At 69.0% G+C, this 11,384-nt stretch carries 12 protein-coding genes; 5 read left to right on the forward strand and 7 right to left on the reverse strand.

The window, feature by feature from the left end; genetic code table 11:
- Window positions 1-5: 5 nt before the first annotated feature.
- On the reverse strand, window positions 6-554 hold the full coding sequence (locus CAL29_RS29220; RefSeq protein WP_094856367.1) for a ferritin-like domain-containing protein: 549 nt from the start codon (window positions 552-554) through the stop codon (window positions 6-8).
- A gap of 316 nt (window positions 555-870) precedes the next feature.
- On the opposite strand from CAL29_RS29220, the gene CAL29_RS29225 reads away from it, so the two are divergent.
- Genes CAL29_RS29225 through CAL29_RS29235 form a run of 3 tightly spaced genes read left to right on the forward strand, consistent with a single transcriptional unit; the run spans window position 871 to window position 2,697 of the window.
- Entirely contained in the window at window positions 871-1,458 is a 588-nt protein-coding gene (locus CAL29_RS29225; RefSeq protein ID WP_094856981.1) for an LOG family protein, read from the forward strand.
- 4 nt (window positions 1,459-1,462) lie between these two features.
- The gene (locus tag CAL29_RS29230; RefSeq protein ID WP_094856368.1) at window positions 1,463-2,017 is read left to right on the forward strand and encodes a hypothetical protein; all 555 of its coding nucleotides are present in this window, start codon (window positions 1,463-1,465) and stop codon (window positions 2,015-2,017) included.
- A 53-nt stretch (window positions 2,018-2,070) separates the two neighbouring features.
- On the forward strand, window positions 2,071-2,697 hold the full coding sequence (locus tag CAL29_RS29235) for a pyridoxamine 5'-phosphate oxidase family protein (protein WP_094856369.1): 627 nt from the start codon (window positions 2,071-2,073) through the stop codon (window positions 2,695-2,697).
- Between the two features lie 43 nt (window positions 2,698-2,740).
- Here the strand turns inward: CAL29_RS29235 and fmt are convergent, their stop codons facing one another.
- Together fmt and def are read right to left on the reverse strand one after the other, a co-directional pair.
- The gene (gene fmt, locus CAL29_RS29240) at window positions 2,741-3,676 is read right to left on the reverse strand and encodes a methionyl-tRNA formyltransferase (protein WP_094856370.1); all 936 of its coding nucleotides are present in this window, start codon (window positions 3,674-3,676) and stop codon (window positions 2,741-2,743) included.
- A gap of 2 nt (window positions 3,677-3,678) precedes the next feature.
- Entirely contained in the window at window positions 3,679-4,191 is a 513-nt protein-coding gene (gene def, locus CAL29_RS29245; protein ID WP_094856371.1) for a peptide deformylase, read from the reverse strand.
- 201 nt (window positions 4,192-4,392) lie between these two features.
- On the opposite strand from def, the gene dprA reads away from it, so the two are divergent.
- Window positions 4,393-5,673, forward strand: a complete 1,281-nt coding sequence (gene dprA / locus CAL29_RS29250; RefSeq protein ID WP_094856372.1) for a DNA-processing protein DprA — start codon at window positions 4,393-4,395, stop codon at window positions 5,671-5,673.
- Between the two features lie 71 nt (window positions 5,674-5,744).
- Window positions 5,745-6,653: a hydroxymethylglutaryl-CoA lyase gene (locus tag CAL29_RS29255; RefSeq protein WP_094856373.1), complete on the forward strand. Its 909-nt coding sequence runs from the start codon at window positions 5,745-5,747 to the stop codon at window positions 6,651-6,653.
- A 20-nt stretch (window positions 6,654-6,673) separates the two neighbouring features.
- Here the strand turns inward: CAL29_RS29255 and CAL29_RS29260 are convergent, their stop codons facing one another.
- From CAL29_RS29260 to CAL29_RS29275, 4 genes are all read right to left on the reverse strand, one after another.
- A complete protein-coding gene (locus CAL29_RS29260; protein ID WP_094856374.1) occupies window positions 6,674-7,705 on the reverse strand; it encodes an amino acid ABC transporter substrate-binding protein in 1,032 nt (343 codons plus the stop codon).
- A gap of 134 nt (window positions 7,706-7,839) precedes the next feature.
- Window positions 7,840-9,102, reverse strand: a complete 1,263-nt coding sequence (locus tag CAL29_RS29265; protein WP_094856375.1) for a phenylacetate--CoA ligase family protein — start codon at window positions 9,100-9,102, stop codon at window positions 7,840-7,842.
- A 61-nt stretch (window positions 9,103-9,163) separates the two neighbouring features.
- Window positions 9,164-9,994: an ABC transporter ATP-binding protein gene (locus CAL29_RS29270; RefSeq protein ID WP_094856376.1), complete on the reverse strand. Its 831-nt coding sequence runs from the start codon at window positions 9,992-9,994 to the stop codon at window positions 9,164-9,166.
- A gap of 59 nt (window positions 9,995-10,053) precedes the next feature.
- On the reverse strand, window positions 10,054-11,382 hold the full coding sequence (locus CAL29_RS29275) for an ABC transporter substrate-binding protein (RefSeq protein ID WP_179284217.1): 1,329 nt from the start codon (window positions 11,380-11,382) through the stop codon (window positions 10,054-10,056).
- Between the last annotated feature and the right edge of the window lie 2 nt (window positions 11,383-11,384).

Here is an 11,384-nt window from a genome sequence, read left to right on the forward strand (position 1 = left end):
AAATTTCAGTCAAGAAAGTCCGCCAGATCGTCGGCGTGCTCCTCCTCGACCGCGAGAATCTGCTCCAGCAGGCGGCGCGTGGTCGGATCCTTGTCGCCGACGTATTCCACCATCTGCTTGTAGCTGTCGATGGCGACGCGCTCGGCGATGAGGTTTTCCTTGATCATTTCTTCCAGCGTATTGGCCTCGACGTATTCCGAATGGCTGAGCTTGCTCAGCCGGTCGGGATTCAGGTCGGGCGCGCCGCCCAACTGGACGATGCGCTCGGCCAGGCTGTCGGCGTGCTGCTGCTCTTCGGTCGCGTGCTCGGCGAATTCGGCGGCCACGGGCTCGGCGTTCATGCCGCGGGCCATGAAAAAGTGGCGCTTGTAGCGCAGCACACAGACGATTTCCGTGGCCAGCGCCTCGTTGAGCAGCTTGAGCACGGTTTCGCGGTCCGCGCGATAGCTGTCGGTGACGGCGCCGTCCTCGATGTCCTTGCGCGCCTTCTTGCGGATGGCGCCGACGTCAATCTTGAAGTCTTTTTTTTCGGCCGAACGGGTGGGCATATCCATGGCGTACTCTCCTGATCGCGTTGCGGTGAATGAAACGGCGTCCTGCGACGCCGTTTCGGCGGAATCCCCGGCCGGAGCCGCCTGCCCGTCGAGCAGGCCGGGCGGCCGCGGACCCGCTGTGGTCGGGGAGTGTCGCAAGCGCCGTGCCGCGGGCGTCCCCGCCCCGGCGCGGACGGCGGAAAAATATGCGTAAACTACCCAGCTTGCCCCGGGCGCACCGCCGTCCGGCCGGGCGGCCCCGCGCCGCCGTGGAACCGGCCAGCAGGAAAACGCCATGCGTCCCCGCGGCCGGCCCTCCCGCATTTCCGACGTATTCATGGCACTTGAAAATATTTGCGTCTATCTGGGCTCCAACTCGGGCCGCCGGCCCGTCTATGTGGAACAGGCCGCCGCCTTCGGCCGTGAACTCGCCAGGCGCGGCCTGGGCCTGGTCTATGGCGGCGCGCGCGCCGGCACCATGGGCGTGCTGGCCGACGCGGTCCTGGCCGCGGGCGGCCGCGTCATCGGCGTGATTCCCGAATCGCTGGTGCAGAAGGAAATGGCCCACGCGGGCCTGACCGAGCAGCACATCGTCGGCTCCATGCACGAACGCAAGACCATGATGGTGGAGCGCGCCGACGGCTTCGTCGCCCTGCCCGGCGGCGCCGGCACGTTCGAGGAAATCTTCGAGACCTGGACCTGGGCGCAGCTCGGCATGCACAAGAAGCCCTGCGGCCTGCTCAACATCGCGGGCTTCTACGACAAGCTGGCCGAATTCCTCGACCATGCCCGGGAGGAAGCCTTCATGCGTCCCGAACATCGCGCGATGCTGATGGTGGAAAACGATCCCGGCAAGCTGCTGGACCGTTTCGCGCACTACACGGCGCCCACCGTTTCCAAATGGATCACCCCCGGAGAACATTGACGCCATGACCCGCCCGCAACCCACCAGCGAAGAACTGCTGCGCGAATACTTCCACGGCAAGGACGAGAACCGCCCGCTCCATATCGCGCGGGCCTTCGCGCCGGACGCGCGGCTGCGCATGGTCCTGAAGACCCAGGCCATCGCCTTCCCTTCCGAGGTCGACGGCGAACCCGGCATCGCCGATACGCTGGTGCGCAAGTTCGGCCAGACCTACGAGAACGTGTACACCTTCTACCTGGCACGGCCGGCGGCCGGCGCGCGGCTGGACCGCTTCGCCTGCGACTGGCTGGTGGCCATGACCGACAAGGCCAGCGGCCAGGTGCGCGTGGGTTGCGGCAGCTACGACTGGCGCTTCCAGGCCGATCCGCATCGCGTGCGCGAGCTGACCATCGCCATCGACGCCATGGAAGTGCTGCCGGCCGAGACGGCGGGCACGGTCTTCGACTGGATCACCGCCCTGCCCTATCCCTGGACCGACCGCGCGACCGTCGCCGCGGGCGCGCCCAGGCTGCCGGCCTTGCAGCCGGTGCTGGACTATCTCGGCCGCGAGGGCGCGTAGCAGGACCGCCCAGGACCGCCAAGGCAAACCACACCAGAGCGAGAGAAGCCACCATGAAAGTCGACGCAGCCCACCGTGTTACCGACATGGAGACGCTGAGCGCCCTCTACGGGCAGCCCAGCGAGGCCTCCCTGCTCAAGGAAACGCCGTACATCCATCCGCACTATCGCGCCTTCATCGAAGCGTCGCCCTTCATGGCGCTGGCCACCAGCGGCCCGGGCGGGTTGGACGTCTCGCCGCGCGGCGACCCGGCGGGCTTCGTCGCCATCGCCGACGAGCACACCTTGCTGCTGCCCGACCGGCGCGGCAACAACCGCGTCGACAGCCTGCGCAACGTCATCACCGATCCGCGCGTGGCGCTGCTGTTCCTGGTGCCGGGCGTGGGCGAGACGCTGCGCGTCAACGGGCAGGCGGAGATCAGTATCGACCCCGAACTGCTGGCGCGCTTCGAGGTGGACGGCAAGGCGCCGCGCTCGGTCCTGGTGGTGCACGTGGAGACCGTCTTCTTCCAATGCTCGCGCGCGCTGCTGCGGTCGCGCCTGTGGGACCCATCCATCCAGATCGATCGCGCCGCCCTGCCCAGCACGGGCAAGATCATCAGCGATATCAGCAAGAGCGGCTTCGACGGCGAAGCCTACGACAAGGCCTTGCCGGAGCGGGTCAAGCAGACCTTGTATTGATCGGCGGGCAGCGCCGGAGACAGGGCTGAGGCTAGCAGCAGGGCTAGGGCTGCCAGCCGCGCACGAACACGTCGGCGGGCTGCCGCTTGCCGCCGGCCTTCTGCAGTTCCAGCAGGCGCAGGATGCCGTCGGCGGTGGCGATGTCCACGCCTTCCGGCCCGGCATGCAGCACGGCGCCGGGCGTGGCGCCGGCGGTGTCGGCCGGCACGGCGCAAGCGCGCCAGACCTTCACCGGATCGTCCAGCCCGGGCAGGCGCGCGGTGGCGCCCGGCGCGGGATTGAAGGCGCGCACGCGGCGCGCCAGCAGCGCCGCCGCCTGGGTGAAGTCCAGCGCCGCCTCGGCCTTGTCCAGCTTGGCGGCGTAGGTGACGCCTTCCTCCGGCTGCGGCTCGCGCCGCAGGGCGGGCAAGTTCGCCAGGGCCTGGACGATGGCCTGCGCGCCGGCATGCGCCAGCGCGTCATGCAGTTCGGCCGCGTTCTGCCCGGCGCCGATTTCCACCGGCTGCACCAGCAGCATGTCGCCGGTGTCCAGCCCTTCGTCCATCTGCATGATGGTCACGCCGGTGCGTTCGTCGCCGGCCTCGATGGCGCGCTGGATGGGCGCCGCGCCGCGCCAGCGCGGCAGCAGGCTGGCATGGATGTTCAGGCAGCCGGCGGGCGGCAGTTGCAGCACCCAGGCCGGCAGGATCAGGCCGTAGGCGGCCACCACCATCACGTCGGGGGCGGCGGCCAGCAATTGCTCGCGCGCCTGCGCGGCTTCGTCGGGATAGCGGCCGTCCAGCCGCAGGCTGCGCGGCTGGGCCACCGGGATGCCGGCCGCCAGCGCGGCCTGCTTGACGGGGCTGGGCGTGAGCTTGAGCCCGCGCCCGGCCGGGCGGTCGGGCTGGGTCAGGACCAGCGGGACTTCATGGCCGGCCGCGAGGATGGCGTCCAGCGCGAGGCGGGCGAATTCCGGCGTGCCGGCGAAGACGACGCGCATGGTCAGGCCCGCAGCGCTTCGCGCTCGGCCTTGCGCAGCTTGGTCTTGATGCGGTTCTGCTTGAGGAAGGACAGGTACTCGACGAAGACCTTGCCGTCCAGGTGGTCCAGCTCGTGCTGCACGCACACCGCCAGCAGCCCGTCGGCTTCCATCTCATAGGGCTTGCCATCGATGTCCAGGGCCTTGAAGCGGACCCGCGCGGCGCGTTCGACTTCGTCGTAGATCTCCGGCACGGACAGGCAGCCTTCTTCGTAGCGCTTGCGCTCTTCGCTTTTCCAGGTGATTTCCGGATTGATCAGGACCAGCAGCTCGTTGCCTTCCTCGGACACGTCGATGGTCACCACGCGCTCGTGCACGTCGACCTGGGTCGCGGCCAGTCCCACGCCGGGCGCCGCGTACATGGTCTCGGCCATGTCGCGCACCAGCGCGCGGATGCGCTCGTCCACTTCCGCCACCGGCTGGGCCTTTTTGTGCAGACGCGGATCGGGGTAACGCAGAATATTGAGCAATGCCATGACGTATTCCTGCCGCGGCGTCACCGCGGCAGAAGGAATGAAGGGGTGGGAATGTTGTAATGATAAATCAACAACGATTTGATTTCTAATAGTTTTCGGCTAAAGAAGGGATAAAGGGGACGCAAGAACACGGCCGCGGCCAGGCGCGCGTTTCGGACGCGGCGGGGCCGGGCCGCGCGGGCGGCCGTGCGACACTGCCGCATGCCTTTTACCCACGATCCCATGGAACTTTCCGCCTGGCTGCGCCTGTCGCTGGAGCCCGGCCTGCGGCCCGCCGACGCCTACGTCCTGCTCGGCGCCATGGGCCTGCCGCAGCAGGTGTACGCGCGTCCGGCCGCCGAACTGGCGCAATGGGTGCCGGGCCCGCTCGCGCGGCAATTGGCCGCGCCGCCGGTCCCGGCCCTGGCGGCGCGTATCGCGGCGGCCCTGGACTGGGCGCGCCAGCCGGACCATCACCTGCTCTGCCTTGCCGACGCCGCCTATCCCCGCGCGCTGCTGGACGTCGGCGACCCGCCGCCCTTGCTGTACGTGCGCGGCGACCCGGCGCTCCTGGCCCGACCCTCGCTGGCCATCGTGGGCGCGCGCAACGCCACTCCCGACGGCTGCGACAACGCCCATGCCTTCGCCCGCCACCTGGCGGCGCAAGGCTGGTGCGTGGTCAGCGGCCTGGCGGCCGGCATCGACGCGGCGGCGCACGAAGGCGCGCTGGCGGCAGGGGCGGCCGGCGCCGCCACGGTCGCCGTGCTGGGAACGGGAATAGACGTGGTCTACCCCTTGCATCACGCAGCGCTGGCCACGCGCATCGCGGAGAGCGGCGCCCTGGTCAGCGAATTTCCCCTGGGCACGCCGGCGCTGCCCCATCATTTCCCGCGCCGCAATCGCCTGGTGGCGGGGCTGGCGCGCGGCGTGCTCGTGGTGGAGGCGGCCAGCCGCAGCGGCTCCCTGATCACCGCGCGGCTGGCCGGGGAATACGGCCGCGAGGTCTTCGCCATCCCGGGCTCCATCCACTCGCCGCTGACGCGCGGCTGCCATGCGCTGATCCGCCAGGGCGCGAAGCTGGTGGAAAGCGCCAGGGACATCGCGGACGAGCTGGGCGGCGGAAAGCCGGCACGCGCGCATGGGCCGGGGATGGACGAAGACCCGGAAGAAAACGTCGACGAGAACGCGCACGAAAACACGGACCCGCATGCGGACTCGCAGACGGACCAGAACACGGACGCGAGCACGCACGAAGCCATGGACAAGGGCATGGCCGGCGCCGCGCGGGCGCACGCGCTGCCCGGCCGGCCGGACGCCGCCTTGCTGGCCTGCCTGGGCCACGATCCCGTGCATCGCGAAACGCTGATGCTGCGCAGCGGCCTGGCGAGCGCCGAGCTGGACGCCGCGCTGCTGCGGCTGGAATTGGCGGGGCAGGTGGCGCGGCGTGAAAGTGGGTACTTCCAACGCTCGCGCGGCGGCGCCCGGGCCCGCGGCAAGGACTAAAATCCGCCGCAGGAGCCAGACAGACAGAACCACGGACAGAACCAAGAACAGAACCGAGAACAGGAATCGCCATGCCCTTCCCCCAACGCGTGAAAATCGTCGAGGTCTCGCCCCGCGACGGTCTGCAGAACGAGAAAGCCTTCGTCCCCACCGAGGTCAAGATCGAGCTGGTGAACCGCCTGTCGGCCGCCGGCTTTCCGAATATCGAAGCGGCCTCCTTCGTGTCGCCCAAATGGGTGCCGCAGATGGCGGACGGCGCCGAGGTGATGGCGGGCATCCACCGCAAGCCGGGCGTGGTCTATTCCGTCCTGACCCCGAACATGAAAGGCTTCGACGCGGCGCTGGCCGCCAAGGTCGACGAAGTGGTGATCTTCGGCGCCGCCAGCGAAGCGTTTTCGCAGAAGAACATCAACTGCTCCATCGCCGAATCGATCGCCCGCTTCGAGCCCGTGGCCGAAGCCGCCAAGGCGGCCGGCCTGCGCCTGCGCGGGTCGATCAGCACCGCGCTGGGCTGCCCGTACCAGGGCGAGGTGCCGGTTTCCGCGGTGGTGGACGTCGCCCAGCGCTACCTGGCGCTGGGCTGCGACGAGATCGACGTCGCCGACACCATCGGCGTGGGCACGCCGGCGCGGGTGCGCGAGGTCATGCGCGCGGTCACGGCCAAGGTGGATCCGTCGCGCGTGGCCGGCCACTTCCACGATACCTATGGGCAGGCCGTCGCCAACATCCTGGCGGCGCTGGAAACCGGCATCGGCATCTTCCACACCTCGGTCGCCGGCCTGGGCGGCTGCCCCTACGCCAAGGGCGCCACCGGCAACGTGGCGACGGAAGACGTGCTGTACATGCTGCGCGGCATGGGCATCGAGACCGGCATCGATTTCGACGCGGTGGTCGACATCGGCCAATGGATTTCCGGCCACCTGGACCGCAAGTCGGCCAGCCGCGCGGGCAACGCGGTGGCGGCCGGGCGCGCGGGCTGATTCCTGCCCGCGGCTGATTCCTATCGTATCGGCAGGGCGTACATCAGGCCGCCCTTGTTCCACTGCGCGTTCAGGCCGCGCTGGATCTTCAGGGGGCTGCCCTGGCCGACGTTGCGCTCGAAGCTTTCACCGTAGTTGCCGACCTGCTTGATGATGTTGTAGGCCCATTTGTCATCCACCCCCATGTTCTTCCCCGCGCCCTGGATCACGCCCAGGATGCGCTGGATATTGGGGTTGTCGCTCTTGAGCTGCTGGTCCACGTTGGCCGACGTCACGCCGTATTCCTCCGCCTCGATCATGGCCGACAGCGACCAGGACACGATGTTCAGCCAGTTGTCGTCGCCCTGGCGCACGAAGGGGCCCAGCGGCTCCTTGGAGATGATCTCGGGCAGCACCACGTAGTCGTCCGGATTCTGCAGCTTGGAAATGCGGATCGACGCCAGGCCCGAGGCGTCGGTGCTGAAGACGTCGCAGCGGCCGGCGACGAAGGCGTTGACCACCTCGTTGAACTGGTCGATGACCACCGGCTTGTACTCGACCTTGTTGGCGCGGGCCCAGTCGGCCAGGGTGTTCTCGTTCGAGGTACCGGCCTGCAGGCAGATGGTGGCCCCGTTCAGTTCCTTGGCGCTCTTGACGTTGAGCGACTTGGGCACCAGGAAGCCCTGGCCGTCGTAGAAATTGATGCCGGCATGGACCAGGCCCAGGGCCGTGTCGCGCTGCTGCGTGACCGAGGTGTTGCGCGCCAGCAGGTCGACTTCGCCGGATTGCAGGGCGGTGAAGCGCTGCTGCGAATTCAGCGGCACCACCTTGAACTTGCTGGCGTCGCCGAACACGGTGGCGGCCACGGCGCGGCAGACGTCGACGTCCAGGCCTTTCCAGTTGCCCTGGGCGTCCGGCGCCGAAAAGCCGGGGAAGCCGGTGGTGGTGCCGCACAGCACGGTGCCGCGATGGCGCACCACGTCGAGCGTCTTGCCTTGTTCGGGGGCGGCTTGCGCGGCGTGGGCGGCGCCGGCCAGGAGGGCGGCGCCGATGAGGGCGTTGACGATACGCATGACGAGTCCTTTTTATGCAATTCGGGCGTGGCGCCAGGCGGCGAACGGCCGGCGCCGAGGACATAAGCTTAGCCCGCCGGGCGGCGGCATGTTAAATGCCTTGCGGCAATAAGGTCCACGCGATCCCGCCGGCGTCAGTCATAGGACCGCGCGTCTTCGATGACCTTGCCGTCGTTGGGCAGGCTGCCGGGCGCGGCCAGCTCGATCTCGGCCCGCAGCTTGGTGACGTCGCGCACGGATTCGGCGACGGCCTGCGCCAGCCCCGGCGCGTCGTCGGCCTCGATCCGCAGCACCATGCGGTCGGTCCCGGTCGCGCCCGTGACCACCAGGCGGCCCCGGCGCACCCGCGGGTGGCGCCGCAGGATCTCCGCCACTTGCGACGGATGGACGAACAGGCCCCGCACCTTGGTCGTCTGGTCGGCCCGCCCCATCCAGCCCCGCAGGCGCAGGTTCGTGCGGCCGCAGGGCGACTGGCCCGGCAACACGGCCGACAAATCGCCGGTGCCGAAGCGCACCAGCGGGTAGTCCGGATTCAGCGTGGTCACCACCACCTCGCCGACCTCGCCTTCCGCGACCGGATCGCCGGTGCCCGGGCGCACGATCTCGACGATGATGTCCTCGCCCACCACCAGGCCCTCGCGCGCCCCGGTCTCGAAGGCGATCAGCCCCAGGTCGGCGCTGCCGTAGGCCTGGTAGCCCTGCACGCCGCGCGCCGCCAGCCAGTCGCGCAGCGAAGGCGGGAAGGCCTCGCCGGAAACCAGGGCATGCCGCAGCGTGTCCAGCCGCACCCCCAGTTCCTCGGCCTTTTCCAGGAGGATCTTCAGGAAGCTGGGCGTGCCCGTATAGCCGCTGGGCCCCAGATCGCGGATGGCCAGGACCTGCTGTTCGGTCTGCCCGGTGCCGCCGGGAAAGACCGTGCAGCCCACGGCATGCGCGGCCGTCTCCATCATCGAGCCGGCCGGCGTGAAGTGATAGGAAAAGCAGTTGTAGGTCAGTTGCCCCTGGCGAAAGCCCGCGGCGTACAGCGCGCGGCCGAAGCGCCAGTAATCGGGGCGTCCGCTTTCCGGTTCGTAGATGGGGCCGGGCGAGGCGAACACCCGCAAGGCCCGCCCCCAGTCCAGGGCCGCGTAGCCGCCGAAGACCTTTTCCGCGCCGGCCGGTCCCGGCAACGCACGGCTGCGCCGCTGGTCTTCCAGCAAGGCGTGCTTGCGCAGCACCGGCAGCGCCGCCAGCGCGGCGCGCGAGGTGATGGCGCGCGGGTCGACGCCGGCCAGTTGCCGGGCCAGGGCCGGCGCCCGCGCCTGCGCGTGGGCGATGGCGCCAGGCAGCGCCGCCATCAAGGCCTGCTCGCGCTGCTCGGGAGGGCGCGTCTCCAGGCTATCGAAGAAAGTGGACATGGGTCCGGTCTCCGTCAAAGGGCGTCGGCATGCGGCCGCGCGGACGAGCCGCGCGAACGCCTCACGCCAGCCAGCGCTTGCGCCGGCGGTAGAACTTGGTGTCGCGGAAGCTCTTGCGCGCGCCGCTGGAAATGCCCAGGTAGAACTCCTTCACGTCTTCATTGGCGCCCAGCGCCTCGGCCGCGCCGTCCATGACGACGCGGCCGTTTTCCAGGATGTAGCCGTAATCCGCGTAGCGCAGGGCGATGTTGGTGTTCTGCTCGGCCAGCAGGAAGCTGACGCCTTCGCGCCGGTTGAGGTCGCGCACGATCTGGAAGATCTCCTCGACCACCTGCGGCGCCAGGCCCATCGACGGCTCGTCCAGCAGGATCATGCCGGGGCTGGCCATCAGCGCGCGCCCGATGGCCGTCATCTGCTGCTCGCCGCCCGAGGTGTAGCCGGCCTGGCTGGTCCGGCGCTGCTTCAGGCGGGGGAAATACTGGTAGACGCGCTCCAGCGCCTCGCGGATCTCGCCGCGTCCCAGCCGGCGCGTATAGGCGCCGGCCAGCAGGTTCTCCTCCACCGTCAGGTGGGCGAAACAATGCCGGCCCTCCATCACCTGCACCACGCCGCGCCGCACCAGCTCGGCGGGCGACAAGTGCTCCACGCGCTCGTCGCGATAGCGGATCTGGCCCTTGGTGACGTCGCCGCGCTCGCCCTTGAGCAGGTTCGACACGGCGCGCAGGGTGGTGGTCTTGCCCGCGCCGTTGGCGCCCAGCAGCGCCACGATGCTGCCCTCCGGCACGCGCAGGGACACCCCCTTGAGCACCAGGATGACGTGGTTGTAGATGACTTCGATGCCGTTGACGTCCAGCAGCGCCGGCGGCGCCGCGGCGGGAGGCGACATGCTCATACGAAAACTCCTTCGGGACTGCCGGCCGGCGGGGCCGCGAGGGCCGCCGCCGGCGCCGCCTACCCCGCGCAATTCACCGGCGTGATGTTCTTTTCCTTGGCGTACTTCGCCGCCTCGGCCTTCACCAGCGGGCCCACCATAGCGGGATCGGCCTGGTACCAGTCCGATGCCGGCTTGAACTGCTTGCCGTCCCACTGCACGATGCGGGCCCAGTCGGCGCCCAGGTGATTGGCGCAGGACGTCTTGAAGGGCCGCACGATGCCGCCGAAGCCCAGCTTGTCCAGCTTCTCCTGCGTCAGGTCCAGGTTCTCGAAGCCCCAGCGCACCTGTTCCGGCGTCATGGACTTGCCCTTGCCGTACTTCTCCTGCGCGGCGCGGATGGCCTCGACTTGCAGCATGGAAATGATCATGCCGCGCGTGTGGGCGATGGTGCCCAGCGTCGTGTTGTTGCGGTCGCTGCCCTGGCCCTTGTCGTAGACGTACTTCCTGAGGTCCTGCATGACCTTGCCCTGCTCGCCGCTGTTGTGGATGGTGATCGCGTTGTAGCCCTTGGCGACCTCGCCCAGGTCCCTGACGTCGCCCTCCGAGCCCGCCCACCAGATCGCGTACATCTTGTCGCGCGGATAGCCGCTGGCCTGGGCCTCGCGGATGGCGGTGGGCGTCATGATGCCCGCGCTCCACAGCAGCACGTAGCTGGGCCGCGCCTGGCGGATCTGCAGCCAGGTCGATTTCTGCTCGACGCCGGGCGCGGTGACCGGATACAGCAGCAGTTCGAAGCCGTTGGCGGCGGCGCGCTTCTGCAACAGCGGGATGGGCTCCTTGCCGTAGGGCGAGTCGTGGTAGACCAGGGCGATCTTCTTGCCCTTGAGCTTGTCCATGCCGCCTTCCTTTTTGGCGATGTCCTGGATCATCACGTCGGCGGCGGTCCAGTAGGTGCCCAGCAAGGGGAAGTTCCACTGGAAGACGGAACCGTCGGCCGCTTGCGACAGGCCGTAGCCGACGGTCTCCACGGTCACCTTGTCCAGCGGCGCCTTGTCCGTCACCGCGAAGGTGATGCCGGTGGATTGGCTATCGAAGCCGGACGCGCCGGTCGGCCCATGCGTCTTCAGGCGCTCGTAGCACTCCACGCCCTTGTCGGTGGCGTAGGCCGTCTCGCATTCCTCATAGGTGATCTTCACGCCATTGACGCCGCCGTCGCGTTCGTTGACCAGCTTCAGGTAATCCAGCTTGCCGTCGGCCCAGGGAATGCCCAGGGGCGCGAAGGAGCCGGTGCGGTACACCAACAGCGGCACGAACTGCTCGTCGGCCAGGGCCGGCGAGCTGGCGGCGCCCAGCGCCCCGCCCAGGGCGAGCGCGGCGGCCACGCTTTTCAGGTTCAAACGCTTCATCT

It is taken from the genome of Bordetella genomosp. 10 (genome assembly GCF_002261225.1).
Classification (GTDB): domain Bacteria; phylum Pseudomonadota; class Gammaproteobacteria; order Burkholderiales; family Burkholderiaceae_B; genus Bordetella_C.

Bases quoted from the DNA above. Each gene is read 5' to 3' on its own strand.
- def (WP_094856371.1), bottom strand. From the start codon at position 4,191: ATGGCATTGCTCAATATTCTGCGTTACCCCGATCCGCGTCTGCACAAA.
- CAL29_RS29220 (WP_094856367.1), bottom strand. From the start codon at position 554: ATGGATATGCCCACCCGTTCGGCCGAAAAAAAAGACTTCAAGATTGAC.
- CAL29_RS29225 (WP_094856981.1), top strand. From the start codon at position 871: ATGGCACTTGAAAATATTTGCGTCTATCTGGGCTCCAACTCGGGCCGC.
- CAL29_RS29255 (WP_094856373.1), top strand. From the start codon at position 5,745: ATGCCCTTCCCCCAACGCGTGAAAATCGTCGAGGTCTCGCCCCGCGAC.
- CAL29_RS29235 (WP_094856369.1), top strand. From the start codon at position 2,071: ATGAAAGTCGACGCAGCCCACCGTGTTACCGACATGGAGACGCTGAGC.
- CAL29_RS29230 (WP_094856368.1), top strand. From the start codon at position 1,463: ATGACCCGCCCGCAACCCACCAGCGAAGAACTGCTGCGCGAATACTTC.
- CAL29_RS29275 (WP_179284217.1), bottom strand. From the start codon at position 11,382: ATGAAGCGTTTGAACCTGAAAAGCGTGGCCGCCGCGCTCGCCCTGGGC.
- fmt (WP_094856370.1), bottom strand. From the start codon at position 3,676: ATGCGCGTCGTCTTCGCCGGCACGCCGGAATTCGCCCGCCTCGCGCTG.
- CAL29_RS29270 (WP_094856376.1), bottom strand. From the start codon at position 9,994: ATGAGCATGTCGCCTCCCGCCGCGGCGCCGCCGGCGCTGCTGGACGTC.
- dprA (WP_094856372.1), top strand. From the start codon at position 4,393: ATGCCTTTTACCCACGATCCCATGGAACTTTCCGCCTGGCTGCGCCTG.
- CAL29_RS29260 (WP_094856374.1), bottom strand. From the start codon at position 7,705: ATGCGTATCGTCAACGCCCTCATCGGCGCCGCCCTCCTGGCCGGCGCC.
- CAL29_RS29265 (WP_094856375.1), bottom strand. From the start codon at position 9,102: ATGTCCACTTTCTTCGATAGCCTGGAGACGCGCCCTCCCGAGCAGCGC.